The organism is Pantoea cypripedii, assembly GCF_002095535.1.
GTDB lineage: Bacteria > Pseudomonadota > Gammaproteobacteria > Enterobacterales > Enterobacteriaceae > Pantoea > Pantoea cypripedii.
This window is the reverse complement of sequence record NZ_MLJI01000001.1, coordinates 4,166,054-4,184,160: the sequence shown is the minus strand read 5'-3', so window position 1 is coordinate 4,184,160 and position 18,107 is coordinate 4,166,054. Positions and strand designations below refer to the sequence as shown.

The 18,107-nt window shown below is 55.1% G+C and carries 19 protein-coding genes; 13 read left to right on the top strand and 6 right to left on the bottom strand.

Features of this window, described 5'->3' with window-relative positions:
* Positions 1 to 6 precede the first annotated feature (6 nt).
* Positions 7 to 849 carry a 23S rRNA (adenine(2030)-N(6))-methyltransferase RlmJ gene (locus HA50_RS19595; RefSeq protein WP_084877647.1) on the bottom strand — a complete coding sequence of 281 codons (843 nt, stop codon included), beginning with the start codon at positions 847 to 849 and terminating at the stop codon, positions 7 to 9.
* Positions 850 to 868: 19 nt separating this feature from the next.
* Between HA50_RS19595 and HA50_RS19590 the strand changes: the two genes are divergently transcribed.
* The 3 genes from HA50_RS19590 to rsmJ are packed head-to-tail and all read left to right on the top strand — an operon-like array spanning position 869 to position 3,854.
* Positions 869 to 1,057 (top strand): hypothetical protein, encoded by a 189-nt coding sequence (locus HA50_RS19590; protein ID WP_084877644.1) that lies wholly within the window; start codon positions 869 to 871, stop codon positions 1,055 to 1,057.
* Positions 1,054 to 3,096: an oligopeptidase A gene (prlC, locus tag HA50_RS19585; protein ID WP_084877642.1), complete on the top strand. Its 2,043-nt coding sequence runs from the start codon at positions 1,054 to 1,056 to the stop codon at positions 3,094 to 3,096. Before HA50_RS19590 ends, prlC begins: the two co-directional genes overlap by 4 nt.
* Positions 3,097 to 3,104: 8 nt before the next feature.
* Positions 3,105 to 3,854, top strand: a complete 750-nt coding sequence (gene rsmJ / locus HA50_RS19580) for a 16S rRNA (guanine(1516)-N(2))-methyltransferase RsmJ (protein WP_084877640.1) — start codon at positions 3,105 to 3,107, stop codon at positions 3,852 to 3,854.
* Positions 3,855 to 3,946: 92 nt separating this feature from the next.
* On the opposite strand, the gene uspA is transcribed toward rsmJ, so the two are convergent.
* A complete protein-coding gene (gene uspA / locus HA50_RS19575; protein WP_084877638.1) occupies positions 3,947 to 4,384 on the bottom strand; it encodes a universal stress protein UspA in 438 nt (145 codons plus the stop codon).
* A 421-nt stretch (positions 4,385 to 4,805) separates the two neighbouring features.
* On the opposite strand from uspA, the gene uspB reads away from it, so the two are divergent.
* On the top strand, positions 4,806 to 5,141 hold the full coding sequence (gene uspB, locus HA50_RS19570) for a universal stress protein UspB (protein WP_084877636.1): 336 nt from the start codon (positions 4,806 to 4,808) through the stop codon (positions 5,139 to 5,141).
* Between the two features lie 46 nt (positions 5,142 to 5,187).
* On the opposite strand, the gene pitA is transcribed toward uspB, so the two are convergent.
* Complete coding sequence (gene pitA / locus HA50_RS19565; RefSeq protein ID WP_084877634.1) at positions 5,188 to 6,687, bottom strand: inorganic phosphate transporter PitA; 1,500 nt, start codon at positions 6,685 to 6,687, stop codon at positions 5,188 to 5,190.
* 241 nt (positions 6,688 to 6,928) lie between these two features.
* On the opposite strand from pitA, the gene HA50_RS19560 reads away from it, so the two are divergent.
* The 3 genes from HA50_RS19560 to HA50_RS19550 all read left to right on the top strand — a co-directional run bounded on the left by HA50_RS19560 (position 6,929) and on the right by HA50_RS19550 (position 10,210).
* Complete coding sequence (locus tag HA50_RS19560; protein WP_084877632.1) at positions 6,929 to 8,113, top strand: BaiN/RdsA family NAD(P)/FAD-dependent oxidoreductase; 1,185 nt, start codon at positions 6,929 to 6,931, stop codon at positions 8,111 to 8,113.
* A 148-nt stretch (positions 8,114 to 8,261) separates the two neighbouring features.
* Positions 8,262 to 9,599: an AAA family ATPase gene (locus HA50_RS19555; RefSeq protein WP_084877629.1), complete on the top strand. Its 1,338-nt coding sequence runs from the start codon at positions 8,262 to 8,264 to the stop codon at positions 9,597 to 9,599.
* Positions 9,599 to 10,210 carry an HNH endonuclease gene (locus HA50_RS19550; RefSeq protein WP_084877627.1) on the top strand — a complete coding sequence of 204 codons (612 nt, stop codon included), beginning with the start codon at positions 9,599 to 9,601 and terminating at the stop codon, positions 10,208 to 10,210. Before HA50_RS19555 ends, HA50_RS19550 begins: the two co-directional genes overlap by 1 nt.
* Before the next feature lie 99 nt (positions 10,211 to 10,309).
* Here the strand turns inward: HA50_RS19550 and HA50_RS19545 are convergent, their stop codons facing one another.
* Together HA50_RS19545 and HA50_RS19540 are read right to left on the bottom strand one after the other, a co-directional pair.
* On the bottom strand, positions 10,310 to 11,707 hold the full coding sequence (locus HA50_RS19545) for an APC family permease (protein WP_084877624.1): 1,398 nt from the start codon (positions 11,705 to 11,707) through the stop codon (positions 10,310 to 10,312).
* A 149-nt stretch (positions 11,708 to 11,856) separates the two neighbouring features.
* Positions 11,857 to 12,690 carry a helix-turn-helix domain-containing protein gene (locus HA50_RS19540; protein ID WP_084877622.1) on the bottom strand — a complete coding sequence of 278 codons (834 nt, stop codon included), beginning with the start codon at positions 12,688 to 12,690 and terminating at the stop codon, positions 11,857 to 11,859.
* Positions 12,691 to 12,868: 178 nt separating this feature from the next.
* Between HA50_RS19540 and HA50_RS19535 the strand changes: the two genes are divergently transcribed.
* The 3 genes from HA50_RS19535 to HA50_RS19525 are packed head-to-tail and all read left to right on the top strand — an operon-like array spanning position 12,869 to position 15,758.
* Positions 12,869 to 14,008: an ornithine cyclodeaminase family protein gene (locus tag HA50_RS19535; protein ID WP_084877620.1), complete on the top strand. Its 1,140-nt coding sequence runs from the start codon at positions 12,869 to 12,871 to the stop codon at positions 14,006 to 14,008.
* A gap of 14 nt (positions 14,009 to 14,022) precedes the next feature.
* On the top strand, positions 14,023 to 14,445 hold the full coding sequence (locus HA50_RS19530; RefSeq protein ID WP_084877618.1) for a Rid family hydrolase: 423 nt from the start codon (positions 14,023 to 14,025) through the stop codon (positions 14,443 to 14,445).
* Positions 14,446 to 14,465: 20 nt separating this feature from the next.
* Positions 14,466 to 15,758, top strand: a complete 1,293-nt coding sequence (locus HA50_RS19525) for an NAD(P)/FAD-dependent oxidoreductase (RefSeq protein ID WP_084877616.1) — start codon at positions 14,466 to 14,468, stop codon at positions 15,756 to 15,758.
* Positions 15,759 to 15,796: 38 nt separating this feature from the next.
* Here the strand turns inward: HA50_RS19525 and HA50_RS19520 are convergent, their stop codons facing one another.
* Entirely contained in the window at positions 15,797 to 16,072 is a 276-nt protein-coding gene (locus HA50_RS19520; RefSeq protein ID WP_084877614.1) for a metal/formaldehyde-sensitive transcriptional repressor, read from the bottom strand.
* A 101-nt stretch (positions 16,073 to 16,173) separates the two neighbouring features.
* Here HA50_RS19520 and HA50_RS19515 point away from each other — a divergent pair, with 101 nt between their 5' ends.
* The 3 genes from HA50_RS19515 to HA50_RS19505 all read left to right on the top strand — a co-directional run bounded on the left by HA50_RS19515 (position 16,174) and on the right by HA50_RS19505 (position 18,106).
* Positions 16,174 to 17,250, top strand: a complete 1,077-nt coding sequence (locus tag HA50_RS19515; protein ID WP_084877611.1) for a nickel/cobalt efflux protein RcnA — start codon at positions 16,174 to 16,176, stop codon at positions 17,248 to 17,250.
* Between the two features lie 61 nt (positions 17,251 to 17,311).
* Positions 17,312 to 17,662 (top strand): hypothetical protein, encoded by a 351-nt coding sequence (locus HA50_RS19510; protein ID WP_084877609.1) that lies wholly within the window; start codon positions 17,312 to 17,314, stop codon positions 17,660 to 17,662.
* Between the two features lie 168 nt (positions 17,663 to 17,830).
* Positions 17,831 to 18,106 carry a YdgH/BhsA/McbA family protein gene (locus HA50_RS19505; RefSeq protein ID WP_276329373.1) on the top strand — a complete coding sequence of 92 codons (276 nt, stop codon included), beginning with the start codon at positions 17,831 to 17,833 and terminating at the stop codon, positions 18,104 to 18,106.
* Position 18,107 lies beyond the last annotated feature (1 nt).

The following is an 18,107-nucleotide window of genomic DNA, read 5'->3' as shown; positions in this document are numbered from 1 at the left end:
CGCGCCTTATTCTGGCGTAATCCACTCCACGCGAGTGTGTCCGGTGCCTGCGGGCACCAGCTTCTGATGCAGCCACGGCAGCAGTTCTTTCATCTGCTGCTCCAGCTTCCACGGCGGGTTAATCACGATCATGCCAGAGGCGGTCATGCCGCGTTGATCGCTGTCCGGGCGCACCGCCAGCTCAATCTGCAAAATGTTGCGAATGCCGGTGGCCTGCAAATCTTTGGTCATATGTTTGATTTGCTGACGCAGCACCACCGGATACCACAAGGCGTAGATACCGGTGCCGAAGCGTTTGTGGCCTTCCTGAATCCCTTTCACCACCGCCTGATAGTCGCTTTTCAGCTCATACGGCGGATCGATCAGAATCAGACCACGGCGGGTTGGCGGTGGCAGCTTCGATTTCAGCTGCTGATAACCGTCCGCACGTTCGACGCGGGCGCGGCTGTCTTTGCTAAACTCGTTGCGCAGCAGCGGGTAATCGCTGGAGTGCAGCTCAGTAAGCTGCAATTTATCGTCCTGACGCAGCAGATGGCGGGCAATCAACGGCGAACCTGGATAGTAACGCAGCGTGCCGTTAGGGTTCAGGTTGCGAATCGCAGAGAAATAAGGCTTCAGCAATTCCGGCGCATCAGGTTGTTGCCAGATGCGCGCGATGCCTTCCAGATATTCACCGGTACGCTCGGCGTGCTCACCGCTCAGCTGGTAACGTCCGGCACCGGCGTGGGTATCCAGATAGAGGAAAGGCTTCTCCTTCTCCATCAGGGCAGTCAGGATCAGGCTCTCAACGGTGTGTTTGAGCACGTCGGCATGGTTGCCGGCATGAAAACTGTGGCGATAACTCAGCATAAAAAAGAGGGGTCCGCGGTTGGATCAAAGAAGTCAGAACATCGTGTCTGGCGCGATTATAGCCGCGCTGGATAAAAATTGCTGGCGTTTCGGCATCGGGCTGTTCCTTCGTGGCATTGATTTTCCGCCGATCAGGCCGCATGTTAATACGATTGCGTTGCGCGACCTGCTCGCGCCCCACACCCCAATGAAAGGACTGCGCTTATGACCAATCCGTTACTCACGCCTTATACGCTACCGCCATTCTCCGCCATCAAACCCGAGCATGTGGTTCCCGCTGTCACCGCAGCGCTGGACGACTGCCGTGCGGCGGTGGAACGCGTAGTGGCACAGGGCGCGCCTTATAGCTGGGACAATCTGGTGCAGCCGCTGGCTGAAGTTGACGACCGTCTGGGTCGTATTTTCTCGCCGGTCAGCCATCTGAATTCGGTAAAAAACAGCCCGGAACTGCGTGAAGCTTACGAGCAGACGCTGCCGCTGCTGTCTGAGTACAGCACCTGGGTCGGCCAGCATGAAGGGTTGTATCAGGCTTACGTCAACCTGAAGCAGGGCGATAACTACGCTGCGCTGGATATCGCGCAGAAAAAAGTGGTGGATAACAGCCTGCGTGATTTCGAGCTGTCCGGTATCGGCCTCGATAAAGAAAAACAGCAACGCTACGGCGCCATCGCGGCGCGCCTGTCTGAACTGGGGTCAACCTATAGCAACAACGTGCTCGATGCCACCATGGGCTGGAGCAAGCTGATTACCGACGAAGCGGAACTGGCGGGGATGCCGGAAAGTGCGCTGGCGGCGGCCAAAGCCCAGGCGGAAGCCAAAGAGCAGCAAGGCTGGCTGCTGACGCTGGATATCCCGAGCTATCTGCCGGTGATGACTTACTGCGACAACGCGGTGCTGCGTGAAGAGTTGTACCGCGCGTACTCCACCCGTGCTTCCGAGCAAGGCCCGAATGCCGGTAAATGGGATAACGGCCCGGTGATGGCCGAGGAACTGGCGCTGCGTCACGAGCTGGCTCAGCTGCTGGGCTTCGACTCCTTCGCGGACAAATCGCTGGCCACCAAAATGGCGGAAAGCCCGTCTCAGGTAATCGACTTCCTGACCGACCTGGCAAAACGCGCCCGCCCGCAGGGGGAAAAAGAACTCGCCCAGCTGCGTGCCTTCGCCAAAAAAGAGTTTGGCGTTGACGAAATGAACCCGTGGGACCTGACGTACTACGGCGAAAAACAGAAGCAGCATCTGTACACCATCAGCGATGAGCAGCTGCGTCCGTACTTCCCGGAAGAGCGTGCGGTGAGCGGCCTGTTTGAAGTGGTTAAACGCATCTACGGTATCAGCGCGAAAGAGCGCAAAGATGTCGATGTTTACCATCCGGACGTGCGTTTCTTCGACCTGTTCGATGAAAGCGGCGAACTGCGCGGCAGCTTCTATCTTGACCTGTATGCCCGTGAACACAAACGCGGTGGTGCCTGGATGGACGACTGTGTCGGCCAGATGCGCAAAGCCGATGGCAGCCTGCAAAAACCGGTGGCGTATCTCACCTGTAACTTCAACCGTCCGGTGCAGGGCAAACCCGCGCTGTTCACCCACGATGAAGTGATCACCCTGTTCCACGAGTTCGGCCACGGTCTGCATCATATGCTGACGCGTATCGAAACCCCTGGCGTGTCCGGTATCAGCGGTGTGCCGTGGGATGCGGTGGAGCTGCCGAGCCAGTTTATGGAAAACTGGTGCTGGGAGCCGGAGGCGCTGGCGTTTATCTCCGGTCACTATGAAACCGGCGAACCGCTGCCGAAAGAACTGCTGGATAAAATGCTGGCGGCGAAAAACTATCAGGCAGCGCTGTTTATCCTGCGTCAGCTGGAGTTCGGCCTGTTCGATTTCCGTCTGCATACCGAGTTCCATCCTGAACAGGGCGCGCAAATCCTCGAAACCCTGCGCGAAGTGAAAAAGCAGGTTGCCGTGGTGCCCAGCCCGGAATGGGGACGTTTCCCGCACGCCTTCAGCCACGTATTTGCTGGCGGCTATGCCGCAGGTTACTACAGCTACCTGTGGGCCGACGTGCTGGCTGCTGATGCTTACTCACGCTTCGAAGAAGAGGGCATCTTCAACCGTGAAACCGGTCAGTCTTTCCTCGACAACATCCTGACGCGCGGCGGTTCCGAGGAGCCGATGGAGCTGTTCAAACGCTTCCGTGGCCGTGAACCGCAGCTGGATGCGATGCTGGAACATTACGGGATTCAGGGATAAACCTGCCTGTGAAAATCGGTTTAGTTGACGAAACAGGCACCGGAGACGGTGCCTTATTACTTCTGGCGCAACGCTGGGGGCTGGAGCAGGACGAAGATTCCGGGCTTGCGCTGGTGCTGACAGCCAGCCATCTTGAGCTGCGTAAACGCGACGAGCCAAAACTGGGCGGCATTTTTGTCGATTTCGTTTCTGGCGCGATGGCGCACCGCCGTCGCTTTGGCGGCGGGCGCGGCGAGGCGGTGGCAAAAGCGGTGGGCATCAAGGGCGATTACCTGCCGGATGTGGTCGATGCCACCGCAGGCTTAGGGCGCGATGCTTTCGTGCTGGCGGCACTGGGGTGCCGGGTGCGCATGCTGGAGCGTCATCCGGTGGTGGCGGCGTTGCTGGAAGATGGCTTGCGCCGTGGCTATGACGACCCTGAGATCGGCGGCTGGCTGCGTGAGCGATTGACGTTGCTGCATGTGGTGAGCCAGCAGGCGCTGAGCGAGATTACGCCCGCGCCTGATGTGGTGTATCTCGACCCGATGTATCCGCACCGGCAGAAAAGCGCCATGGTGAAAAAGGAGATGCGGGTGTTTCAGTCGCTGGTCGGGGCGGATGAGGATGCAGATGCGTTGCTGGAACCGGCGCGCCGTCTGGCGAAAAAACGTATTGTGGTGAAGCGCCCGGATTACGCACCGCCGTTAGCGGGGGTGGTGACGCAGTCGGCCGTGGTCACCAAAAGCCATCGTTTTGATATCTATCCGCCGCTCAGTTGATATTTGCACCTATACGTAACGGCGCGCGATAAATCGCGCCGCTACATTGATTGAAAAAAATATGCCGGCAAAAGCCGGCATATTTTTTATGGTTACTCTTCGTCGTCGTCATGCAGCGGCACAATCAGCATATCGATATGTACCGTATTAATTAGCTGACGCGCTGACGACATCAGTTTGCTCCAGAAGTCCTGATGGTGGCCACAGACCACCAAATCCACGTCATATTTTCTAATCGCATCCACCAGCACCTGGCCGAGATCGCCGCTACCGCTCAGGGTTTCACTGATGGGATAACCGGCGTTGGTCGAAAGCTCTTTCAGCGCGGTATGCGTCTCTTCAGAGATACGTTTCTGCATGTCACCCAGATTGACGTCAATCAGCCCGGTGTAGAGGTCTGAATAATTCACATCAACGTGGATAAGGGAGATTTTCGCCTCGTAAGGACGAGCCAGTGAGACTGCTTTATCAACCAGCAACTGGCTTTCCGGGGAAAGGTCTACTGCAATCAGGATGTGTTTATAAGCCATGATATAACTCCTTTCACAAGATTCTGGGGGCAACCCGAATTCCTGCCACGTCACGGCTGGCGAAATCCTTTGCGCATAACGGCGATAAGCGCCACCCATCGAGATTTATGCCCTGCAGGCGGTTTGTTGTTATGTTTTCAGTATAGCCAGAGTTGTTAACAAATGCTGCAAGGCGCGGTGCGCCTGTGAGACAGATCAAGTGTTATCTCTTTTTTCTCTCGCTGTGAACGAAAATCATCGCTGGAAAAAAATTTACCAGATCTCCTACACTGAAAATGGCGGTCACATTGTTGCTGGTACGGACCGCTCGGCTCGCAAAAAAACAATGCAATTCGATTCATTCAGTGGAAGGCTTTCTCGTGGGGCGTTGTCAGCGTTACCCCGCTGTGCGCGTCTCCGCGGCTCCAGCCGGGAGGGGATCATGATCAGCACTATCGCGCTTTTTTGGGCTCTGTGTGTGGTTTGTCTGGTGAATATGGCGCGCTACTTCTCTTCTCTGCGCTCGTTACTGGCGGTGCTACGCGGTTGCGACCCGCTGCTGTATCAATATGTGGATGGTGCCGGTTTCTTTACTTCGCACGGCCAGCCCAGCAAACAGGTGCGCCTGGTGCGTTATATCTGGGAGAAACGTTATCGTGATCATCATGACGATGAATTTATCCGTCGCTGTGAACGGGTGCGTGGGCAATTTATCCTGACCAGCGGATTGTGTGGTTTGGTGGTGATCAGCCTGATCGCGATGGCTATCTGGCAATAAAAAAGGGCGACATTGCTGTCGCCCTTCAGGGTCTGGCTCGGCGTGATTACACCAGTTTCAGGGCAATCCAGTACAGCGAACCGGAAAGCAGAATACACACCGGCAGGGTGAACACCCACGCCATCGCGATATTCTTAATGGTGCGGCTTTGCAGGCCACCGCCATCAACCAGCATGGTTCCGGCAACCGACGACGACAAAATATGCGTCGTGGAAACCGGCATGCCGGTGTAGCTGGCAATACCGATGGAGACGGCGGCTGTCACCTGCGCCGACATGCCCTGTGCATAGGTCATGCCTTTTTTACCAATTTTCTCACCGATGGTGGTGGCAACACGACGCCAGCCAATCATGGTGCCGACACCTAATGCCATCGCCACGGCCATGATGATCCAGATCGGTGCATACTCGACCGTACCCAGCAGGTCGCCTTTCAGCTTGTTCAGGAAACGCTGATCGTCAGCGCTGGTTTCCGGCAGCTTAGCGGCTTTATCGGCAGTATCGGAGATACACAGCAGCAGGCGGCGCATCTGGCTACGCTGGTCAACCGTCAGCTGATCGTAGCTTTGCAGGTTGTTGAGCAAGCCCTGTGCACGCTGAATGGCTGGCAGCGCACGGGTACTGTCGCAATGAAATTCATGCGGGCCGTTGGTGGTTTCTTCTGGCGCAGGCACAGCCGGTGGCGCCATCTGCACGATGTGCGTCAGTGCGTTGTTGTGCTGCTGATAAAACTGCTCCAGATGATTCACCGCATCACGCGTGCGGGAGATGTCATAACCGGACGCATTGATATTCACCACAAAACCCGCAGGTGCGACGCCAATCAGTACCAGCATGATCAGGCCAATGCCTTTCTGACCATCGTTCGCACCGTGTGAATAGCTCACGCCAATGGCGGAAACAATCAGGGCGATACGAGTCCAGAACGGCGGCTTTTTCTTACCGTCGATTTTCTCGCGTTCCGCCGGTGTCATATGGGTGCGGGAGCGTTTCTTGGTACCGCTCCAGTAGCGCCGTAACAGGAAAATCAGGCTACCGGCAATCACCATACCAACAATCGGCGACAGGATCAGAGAAAGGAAGATATTGAGAACTTTAGGCAGGTTGAGCGCGTCAACTACCGACGTTCCGGTCATCAGGGCATTGGTGAGACCAATACCAATAATGGCACCAATCAGGGTGTGGGAGCTGGACGCCGGCAGACCCAGATACCAGGTGCCGAGGTTCCAGATAATCGCAGCCAGCAGCATGGAGAACACCATGGCGAGGCCGTGAGCTGAACCAACATTTAACAGTAGATCGGTGGGGAGCATATGAACGATGGCATAAGCCACACTCAAACCACCCAGCAAAACACCTAAGAAGTTGAAAACCCCCGCCATTACAACCGCCAGCTGCGCCCGCATCGCACGGGTGTAGATAACTGTCGCAACCGCGTTGGCTGTGTCGTGGAAGCCATTGATTGCTTCGTAAAACAATACAAACAGCAGAGCAAGAACTAATAACAGGCCGGTACTCAGGTCAAGACCAGCAAACAGATGTAGCATAAACGTTACGCCATTTAGGAGGACATGAACGCGGCGCATTATCCGCGACAACGTGCTGTATGGGAAAGGGAAATATAGTCTTTTTTTGACTTAAAGTTGTCATCTGCACGGTAATTCAAGGGAAAAAGGTTGAAATATTAGTCGGTTACAATATGACATATTTACGGCAATTTTTTGACACTGGCGCCCCTGTGCACAGATCACTACAATCAGCGCCTTTCGGGTTATATGGGTAAAATCAGTGGAAAAGTTTGACGTTATCATTATTGGTGCAGGTGCTGCGGGCATGTTCTGTGCGGCGCAGGCCGGTCAGCGTGGCCGCCGTGTGCTGCTGCTCGATAACGGCAAAAAAGCCGGGCGCAAAATTCTGATGTCGGGCGGTGGGCGCTGCAATTTCACCAATATGTACACCGAACCCGCGGCTTACCTGTCGCACAACCCGCACTTCTGCAAATCCGCGCTGGCGCGTTATACCCAGTGGGATTTTATCGATCTGGTCAATCGCCATGCTATCGCTTACCACGAGAAAACGTTGGGGCAGCTGTTCTGCGATGACTCGGCACAGCAGATTGTCGATATGCTGCTGGCGGAGTGCGAAGCCGGGCAGGTGACGCTGCGGTTGCGTAGCGAAGTGTTGAGCGTGCAGCGTGATGAGCAGGGCTATACCTTGCAACTGAACGGCATGGCCGTGCAGGCGGAAAAGCTGGTTATCGCCAGTGGGGGGTTGTCGATGCCTGGCTTGGGTGCTTCGCCCTTTGGTTACAAAGTGGCGGAACAATTTGGCCTGAAGGTGTTCCCGACGCGTGCGGCGCTGGTGCCCTTTACCCTGCATAAGCCGCTGCTGGAGCAGCTGAACACGTTGTCTGGTGTGGCCTTACCCACCACCATCACCGCGCAGGACGGCACAATCTTTAAAGAGGCGATGCTGTTTACTCATCGCGGGCTATCCGGTCCGGCGGTGTTGCAGATTTCCAGTTACTGGCAACCGGGCGAATTTGTCACGGTGGCTCTCTCTCCCGCCACGCCGCTGGATGATTTCATTAATGTGCAACGCGAAGCGCATCCGAATCTCAGCCTGAAAAACAGCCTGGCAAAAATCCTGCCGAAGCGGCTGGTGGAAGTGTTGCAGGCGCTGAATCAGCTGCCCGATGTCACGCTAAAGCAACTCAACAGCAAACAACAGCACGAACTGGTGCAAACGCTGCATCAGTGGCGCGTGCAGCCAAATGGCACCGAAGGTTATCGCACCGCGGAAGTGACGCTGGGTGGCGTGGATACCACCCTGTTATCGTCAAAAACCATGGAAGCACGCGATGTGCCAGGGTTGTATTTCATTGGCGAGGTGGTGGACGTCACCGGTTGGCTGGGGGGATATAACTTCCAGTGGGCGTGGAGTTCCGCCTGGGCATGCGCGCAGGCGTTGTAATATCGAATATTTCCGTCCGGTAGATCAGGTCTTGCTTGCATTTATATAGACTGAAATCATTACCGCCCACCGGGTACGTGTTATATTTTTTGCTCGCTTGTGACCAGGTGGACGATTGCCAATCGAACGTAAAAGGGAGGTTTGATACGTGAAAATCAAAAAAATAAGCCTGACTAACTTCCGTTGCTTTGAAATGATTGATGTGGATTTCGATTCGCGGCTTACCGTTTTGATTGCTCGTAATGGTGCGGGGAAATCAACGGTGCTGGATGCTATTGCACTTGCGCTTGGGCCTTTCCTTTCCCGTCTTCCTGGTGTCAGCGGTATTAACCCTAAAAAAACCGATTTTCGTATTGATGAGACTGGGAAACAACCGGCTTATATGCGAATTAGCTGTCAAAGTTTCTGTGGTATTTCCTGGGATAGAACGGAGCGGCGTGATCAATCAAAAAGCACGCTACAATCGGTTCCACCTGCTTTAGGGTTGAAAGCGTTAAATGAATATGTCGATCAATTTACTGATGCGCATAACGAAGACCGTGACTACACCCTCCCTGTGTTTATCTATTATGGCACCGGTCGCGGAGTATTTGATGTTCCTGCGCGTAAACGCAACTTCAGTAAAAATTTCACGCGTTTCGAAGCGTTAGAAGAGGCGCTGGAAAGTAAGACTAATTTCCGGCGTTTTGTGCAGTATTTCTATGATTTGGAAGAGAAAGAAAATAGGCTACATAAAGAAAAACGTTCCTTTGATATAGAATTACCTGAATTAAAAGCGATTCGGCGAGCTGTGAACAGGCTTATGCCGCAGTTCAGTAATATCCGGACTGCGGAGCCAGCCGGAATCATGGTTGATTGGGAACAAAGTCCGGAACGCGATGATGAACAGGCAAAGAAGGTAAAAAAATCACTCAAAATTGAGCAACTCAGTGATGGATACCGCACAACTCTGGCAATGGTGATGGATATCGCCGCCCGTCTTGCCGAAGCCAATCCTGATGCAAAAGATCCGTTAGATGTGCAGGGTATTATCCTGATTGATGAAGTTGACCTGCATTTGCACCCAGCCTGGCAGCGTGAGTTTTTGCCCAGGTTAATTAACGTCTTTCCCTCCATGCAATTCATTGTATCAACTCATTCTCCATTTATTATTCAATCGGTTAAAGAAGGTAAGCTGATTGATTTTGACCTGGATGATATTGAGCAGACTCCCAGTCTCAAACAGGAAAAGAGTATTGAGGATATTGCTGAAGATGTCATGGGGATAGATAAGGTTCAGCGCAGTGCCCTGTTTAATGAACAGGTCAGGGTGTCTGATCGTTATTACGCATTGCTGAATTCTGGCAAAACTGAGGATGATGCTGAAGTGGCGGCATTGTCCAGGAAATTGGATGAGCTGGAAGAGTTTTTTGGTGATAACCCCGCCTGGGTTGCATTATTAAAGGCAGAACGGAGAAAAAAACTCAAAGCTAAGGATGGCCAATAATGAGACCCATTTTACGTCCCAATTATACTGGGCCAGTCGTTAGCGATTATAAAAGCTACCTGGATCCATTGATTCAAGCTTATGGCGGATACTGCTCTTATTGCGAACGTGCGGATAAACTCGATGTTGAACATGTAGCCCCAGCTTCAAAAAATCCATTATTGACATTAAGCTGGACAAACCTCGTATTGGGCTGCCCACGCTGTAATCGGGATTTTAAGCGCAGCAATAATCAGGATCGCAGCGGTCACGTCTGGCCTGATGTGCATAATACCTTTACCTTATTACATTATTTACCTGATGGGCGTGTGCAACCTGCGGCGGGTTTACCCCCGGCATTGCAGGCGGCAGCTCAGGCAACAATCGATTTAGTTTGTCTGGATGATGCCCGCCAGCCACAAAAACCGCTTAATTTGGGAAGAAAGCGCCAGCATAGAATCGCGCTCAAGGCAAAAAATGATTTTCTTGCCGGAAATGCCAGTGTTGATGAAATTATGGACCAGGCTGAAGTGGGTTTTTGGTCAATCTGGTATCTGGTGTTTCAACAGATTCCCGCTGTTGCCACAGCATTAGAAACGTTGCTGCCTAACACTGATATTCATCGTCCATAACGGCATTGGCGTAATAGCAGGCAAAGGTTTATCCGCTCCCCTTTGCCTGCCGGGCATCACGCTAATTCATTTTCCCGCTGTCCGAGCGCAAAAGGCAGATTATTTTTTTATTGCCGCGAGTTTCATCCCACGCTTCAGCGACATACCGTAACCCGCCAGGGCGCAGGCAGCGATAAACCACGGAATCATCTTCACCACGCTGGAATCGCTGCCACTCAGTGATTGCAGGTTATTCACCACCAGAATGATGGTGATGGTCATGCAGATGATCGACAGCAGCGGTGCCCAGAATACCTGCAAGCGACTGTCATCGGTGGCGACACGGCGGAAGAACAGCACCACCGCAGCGGACACCCCGAGTTGCAGAATCAGGATGCACAGGGTCGCCACCGCAGAACCGATAGCAAAGATATGCACCATCGGGTCCAGCCCGGCGCTACCCATACCGGCCAGCAACATCAGCAGGATCACGCTGTGAACATGGCTGGCATTATGCGGTGTGCCGTTGGTCGGATGGGTGCGGCACAACTCCTTCCAGATCAGGCCATCACGGCTGATGCTAAAGATGTAGCGCGAAATGTTGTTGTGAAACGCCAGCGTAGCCGCGAACAGGCTGGTGATCAGCAGCACCGACATGGTATTCACTGCCCACTGGCCGACATACTGGCGGGTAATGTTGAAAACAAAATTGCCGGGGTCTTTACTGGCGATGGCGACGATCTCATCAAAACCGTAGGCCTGCACCAGCGACCAACTGGTAAAGCAGAAAAAGGCGGTGATCAGTAGCAGGGCGCAAATCGTGGCGCGTGGCACGGTTTTCTGCGGGTCGCGACACTCTTCAGCGTAGATCGCGGTCGATTCAAAACCGATAAACGCGGCGATGGTGAAGATAAAAGCGATACCGAGATTGCCCTGCATAAACACCGAGGGTTCAAACGACTGGAAGGTGAAGGGGCCGGTTTTTTTCACCAGCAACATCACATCCGTCAGCAGCACGATGGCGACTTCAGCCAGCATCAACACGCCCAGCAGCTTGCCACCCACCTCCACCCGCTTGATGCCCAATATCCAGGCAATGATGGCAAACAGCATACTCAGTGCCCACCAGGGAATGTGCGTACCGAGGTGTTCCTCAAGGAACAGTTGGGTGAAGAACCCCAGCATGGCAACAATGGCGATCTGGATGGAGAAGTAGGCCATCAGGGCCAGCACCGAGGCGGAGGCTCCCCAGTTATCCCCCAGGCCTTTGGAGATATAGGTGTAAAACGCCCCGGCGTTATTGACGTGGCGGCTCATGGCGATAAAGCCCACCGCGAACAGCATCAAAATGACGCACGACAGGATGTAAAACACCGGGATGCCACCGCCGTTGCCGGAGATAATCGCCACCGGCAGGCCACCGACCACCCCGGTCAGCGGGGATGCCGCAGCAACCACAAAAAAGACCAGAGAAAACAAGCCCAACGTATTTTTGCGTAAACCGGTATCGTTGTTCATCGCCAGCGCCTCTATGGAGAGAGTGAAATTTCTCAGGCGCTCTGCGTCGCCTGAAGCAGGTAACTTCGCTGCATCATTTCTCAGCGACGACGACGGCGGATAGAAAAAATCGGACAGAGCCACGGTGCAGAGCTGCACCGTTTTAGTGCTCAGTGATAGCGCAGGCGGTGGAACAACGCATCATGGGCAATGCGCCGTTGATAGTCGCACGGCGTGGTGCTGACGAACTTTTTAAACTCGCGCAGGAAGTGCGACTGGTCGCTAAATCCAAGGTCAAATGCCAGATCGCTAAAGGAAATATCCCCCAGCGCATGGATGCTATTCAGCGCCGACTGGCAGCGCAGAATGCGGCTAAAGGCTTTCGGCGACAAACCGGTGTCCTGGCGGAACTGCCGCTGAATGGTGCGGCAGGTGTAACCGGTCAGCGCTTCCAGTTGATCAACGCGGATATTGCCCTTTTGCTGCTGCATCGCGCGGATAATCGATGCCGTTACCGATGAGGCTTTGCGCACCAGCCGTGGCGTGAAGTGGGCGTTAAATAACGAAATTTGCTGTGAAAAGCTGTGGCTTTGCACAATTTGTTCAAACGCCAGTCGGGCATCAGGTACCACATCAAGAAAGCTGAATTCATGGTCGGGGATCTCCTCTGCCATCACGTCAAGAAAATCGGGGATAACGCCCGGCGCGAACCGCACGCCGAAATAATGATGGTTATGCAGCATGTCGGCACCGCGCGCTTCCAGCGTGGTGCCGCACACGCGACCTTTGGGGGTGAGCGGATCGCAATCAAACACGATATCCACGCAGCCATCCGGCACAGCCAGCGTCATATCCGCCGATTGCGCCACGTCGAAGCTGTAAAAGTGTGAAATCGCCGGGTTTTCAGAGGCGATGACCGAGTAATGCTGCGCGGCATTCAGCACAAACCACGGCTGTTCCGGATGAAAGTGGCCGCCATGACGATAAAAGGGATTCTCAGACATCGCGCGCTCCGCTACAGGCTGAACAGGGATAAACCGATCATGCAAGCCCTGTGCCACGCGGATGTCGCAAATATTCAATACAGCCCCCTCGTCGTCACGTATTCCTAAAGGCATCCACCTGCACGCCGGACGCACTGCGTCGGCGGGAATACGTAATAAGACTGAAAAGGGCATAACCATGACTGATTCAACCCGGATTGATTTTATCTACCTGTCGGAGCAGGACATGATCCGCGCAGGCGTAACCGACATGCCCGCCTGCGTGAACACCATGGAGGAGATGTTCGGCCTGTTGTATCGGGGGGACTACCGCATGGCCGGTGCCAATAACGATTCACACGGCGCGATGGTCACCTTTCCGGAAAACTCCCCGTTTCCCTCCATGCCAAAACCGACCGCCGATCGTCGCCTGATGGCGATGCCTGCGTACCTCGGCGGCAGCTTTGGCACCGCAGGGGTGAAATGGTATGGCTCGAATATCGCCAACCGCGAAAAAGGGCTGCCACGTTCGATTCTGATGTTCACCCTCAACGATGCCGATACCGGCGCACCGCTGGCGCATATGTCCGCCAACCTGCTGTCGGCTTACCGCACCGGCGCGGTGCCGGGCGTGGGGGCGCGTCATCTGGCGCGTAAAGATTCGCGCGTGATTGGCCTGCTGGGACCGGGCGTGATGGGCAAAACGGCGGTAGCGGCGTTTATCGCCGTGTGCCCGCACATCGATACCATCAAAGTGAAAGGGCGTGGTCAGCGTAGCCTGGATAACTTCATCACCTGGGTGCAGGAAACCTATCCACAAATCAAACACATCGAAATCGTCGAGTCGCTGGAAGCGGTGGTGCGCGATTCCGATATCGTGACTTATTGCAGCTCCGGCGAAGTGGGCGACCCCGACAGCTATCCGCTGGTGAGGCGTGAATGGGTCAAGCCGGGCGCCTTCCTGGCGATGCCTGCGCTGTGCAACATCGACGCCGGTATGGAACAGGCCGACGTGCGCAAAGTGCTGGATAACACCGGCCTTTATCACGCGTGGTTTGAGGAAGTCCCCAAGCCCGCACACAAAACGATCCCGGTTATCGGCGTGCGTTTTATGGACATGATTGCCGAAGGCAAGCTGGCAGCTGAGCAGCTGGAAGACATCGGCAAAATCGTCGCCGGTGATGCTCCTGGCCGCCAGAACGATGAGGAGATCATCATCATGTCAGTCGGCGGTATGCCGGTGGAAGACGTGGCCTGGGGCACGGTGGTGTATCGCAACGCCATCGAAAAAGGCATCGGCGTGAAATTAAACCTGTGGGAAACCCCGGTACTGAGCTAATCAAGGAAACCAGCATGACCAACATCATTAAAGTGAAAACCGGTTCGAAATTTGAAGAGATGGGCAGCTATTCGCGCATTGTGGCGGTGGATAACTGGATTTATGTCTCCAACACCGCGGGCCGCAATCCGGTCAGCAAAGAAATTCCAGCGGACGTCAGCGAGCAAACGTTGCAGGTGTTCGCCAATATCGAGGCGGCACTGGCCGCGATTGATGCCTCGCTCAGGGATGTGGTGTTCTCGCGGGTGTTTATTCAGGACCCGGACGATGTCGCGACGGTGATGGGCATCATTGGCGATAAGTTTCGCGGTATCAACCCGGCGACCACGGTCACCTGTCCGCCGCTGGGTTCCACGGTGTATAAGGTCGAGCTGGAAGTCACGGCGTATCGCGGGGCCGGTCAGGCCGAGGTGCAGGAAATCACCGTTGCGCTGTAAGGCGTAGCAGGAGGCGCGTTATGTCACCGGAAATTACCCCTGTCACCACATCCACCGATTTTCCCTCCGCCACCACGGTGGTGATTATTGGTGGCGGCATTGTCGGGCTGACCGCCGCCCTGACACTGGCGGAACGCAACATCCCGGTGGTGGTGCTGGAGAAAGGCCGCATCGCGGCTGAGCAATCGTCGCGTAATCTGGGCTGGATCCGCAAAACCAGCCGCGCCGCCGATGATATCCCGCTGGCACAGGCTGCCGATCGCCTGTGGTCCGGGATGGCGGAACGCGTCGGCAGCGACGTGGGTTATCGTCAGGCGGGTATTATGTTTATTGCCCGCAACGAGGCGCAGATGGCCCTGCATGAAAGCTGGCTGAAGGCGGTGCAGCCGCTGGATCTGGATGCGAAGCTACTCAGCCCTGCGGACATTGCTGCCCGGGTGCCGGGTGGGCAGGGCCGTTGGGCAGGAGGGATTTTTACCGCTTCTGATGGCCGCGCCGAACCGACGCTGGCAGCCAGCGCCATTGCCAAAGCCGCGATCGCCAGAGGCGCGATTATTGTGGAGCAATGCGCGGTGCGCACGCTGGAAACCAGCGACGGGAAGGTCAGCGGTGTGATTACCGAACGCGGTGAAATCCGCTGCGATCAGGTGCTGCTGGCAGCAGGAGTCTGGTCACGGCGTTTTCTTGGCAACCTTGGCATTGCGCTGCCCACCTTGCCGCTGATCTGCTCGGTGCTGCGAACCAGGCCGCTGGAAGGACCCACCAATATTGCCGTGGGTGCGCCGGATTTTTCGTTCCGTAAGCATAAAGATGGCGGGTTTATTATTACTCAGCGCGGGGCGCTGGATGCGCCGTTAACGCTCGACCATTTGTTGCTGGGGACACGCTATCTGCCGCAGCTGCGCCATGCGCGTGACAATCTGCGTATCTCGCTCGGCAAATATTTTGTCAAAGATCTGGCGCTGGCCCGGCGCTGGCGTGGCGATCGCCGCACGCCGTTCGAACGTATTCGTACTCTCGATCCGGCAGCCAATCCAGCGCTGAATCAGGAAGCGATGCGTAACCTGCGCGCGGCATGGCCGGTGTTTGAGCAAGCGGAGCTGGCGCAGGCGTGGGCCGGGGTGATTGATGTCACGCCGGATTCCAATCCGGTGATCGGCCCAGTGGCGGCGATGCCTGGCCTGACGCTGGCGACCGGTTTTTCCGGCCACGGTTTCGGCACGTCACCGGCTGCCGGGCAACTGGCTGCCGATTTGGTTTCCGGCCAGACACCGCTGATCGACCCGACCCCGTATCGGTTTGAGCGATTCTGATTAAAACGCGCGATAAATCGCGCGATGTCGCATAGCTGTTATTTCATATAGCTGCGAATCACCGTAATAATTTCGTCCATATCGCTTGCGCGCTCCTGCTCGCTGGCATTCGGGTTCATCAGATGCTCGCGGATATGGCCTTCCAGCAATTCACTCATCAGCCCGTTAATCGCGCCGCGTACCGCAGCCACTTGCTGCAACACCTTCAGACACTCTTCTTCGGCGATCAGCGCTTTTTCCAGCGATTCGGCCTGGCCTTTGATGCGACGCACGCGCGCCAGCAACTTCTTTTGATCTTTGTGGGTGTGTGACATAGCGTGAAGTCCGTTGATCATTACTATACTGGGGTATAGTATATTCGGGTTGTCCGGCAATTGCATCTGCTGTGCCGTTTTTTAATTCGATGAGAAAAATCATGACCGATTTTGCTGCACTGCTGAGTCAGGGCACGACCAGTGCCTGGCTGTTTATCCCCAGCGCCATCTTGCTGGGTGCGTTACACGGGCTGGAGCCGGGCCATTCCAAAACCATGATGGCGGCGTTTATCGTGGCAATTCGCGGTACGGTGAAACAGGCGGTGATGCTGGGACTGGCTGCCACTTTATCGCACACGCTGATTGTCTGGCTGATCGCCCTCGGGGGCATGTACGTCAGCCGTAAACTGACCGCCGATACCGCAGAGCCGTGGTTCCAGCTGATTTCTGCCGTCATCATTCTCGCAACTGCGTTGTGGATGATCTGGCGCACCTGGCAAAGCGAGCAGCAACGTAAGCAGCATCAGCAGACAGAACGCCCTGATGCGCAGGTGATCGATACCGGTCACGGCCACATTGAACTGGCTCTGCATCAGGGACACTGGCAGCTGCGCACGCTGGATGGTGCGGCGTGGCAAGCCAATGAAGTCAGTATCGCTACCCGGCGGGGGATGGGGTTCTCGCAAATATTCACCTTTGCCGCTCAGGATGGCGTGCTGCAATCCACGCTGGCGGTGCCGCAACCGCATACCTTCAATGCGCGTCTGTCGCTCGGCCATCGCGGCCACTCGCATGATTATGACGTCGCGTGGCAGCAGGGGGAGGTGCAGCGTGCGCCTGGCGAAAATGATGGTGGTTTTCAGGATGCGCATGAGCGCGCCCACGCCAGTGACATCAAAAAACGCTTTGCCAGTCGTGAAGTGACCAATGGACAGATCATTTTATTTGGCTTAACCGGCGGGCTGATCCCCTGTCCGGCGGCGATTACCGTGTTGCTGCTGTGTATCCAGGTGAAAGCCTTTAGTCTGGGAGCTGCGCTGGTGCTGTGCTTCAGTATCGGGCTGGCCATGACGCTGGTCGGTGTGGGGGCTGCTGCCGCGTTAAGCGTGCAGAAGGCTACGCAGCGCTGGCAGGGGCTGGATACGCTGGCACGCCGTGCGCCCTGGTTTTCCGGCACCCTGATTGCGCTGGTGGCTATCTATATGGGCTATCACGGGCTGAGTGGCATCCTGCGCTGAGCCGTAACGCCGCGAATCTGGTAAGATCGCGGCGTTTTTCTTCCATCTGGTAATTATCCCCATGTTAAAACTCAAATTTCTCCTGCCGCTGCTGATCGTGATCAGTGCCTTAGTCTGGTGGCTCACCCCCCATTACAGCGATGAAGACAAAGCGTATTACATCGCCATGTTCTGTACGCTAACCCATGATGGGCGCGGCAACACGCCACAGGATATGCAGCAAATCATTGAAGGCAGCAATTCCGATTACGCATTGCAAAAAATCCACTTCCAGCGTGGCCTGGGCGAGCATCTGCAAAAGGTGTGGCAGGGACTGTCACCGGAGCAGCAGCAGCAGGCGCATCAGGATCGCAACACTTGTCGTCGGCTGATGTCAGAAAAATTATTACCGGGTCAGGAATTGCAGAACTGATTGACGCAGGCCAGTCGATACTGGCCTGTTATTTAAATAACGTCGCTCAATATCAGGTAAAAACGAAATATTAAGTCTGGCTGATTTGAACTCAAAATGATCAATATTTGATGGCGATAAGTCAGACAATGGTTTCAGAAAATTACCACGACAATTGAAGAGGACGAAATGATGAAAAAATTAATTCTGTCTGCGTTGCTGTTGGGTGCGAGCGTTCCGGTACTGGCTGCCAATAATATCTCTGCCCAGGAAGCCGAGCATTTTAAACTTGAATCGCTGGGGAATATTAGCGTGTCCGATACCGGTGGCGCGGTTAGCTCACCGATGGACCTGCACCAGCGCCTGTCAGAGATGGCTGAGGCAAAAGGCGGAAAATATTATGTGGTGGAAGCCGCCCGTCAGCACGGCAATAATTTTGACGCTGTAGCCCAGGTATATAAGTAAT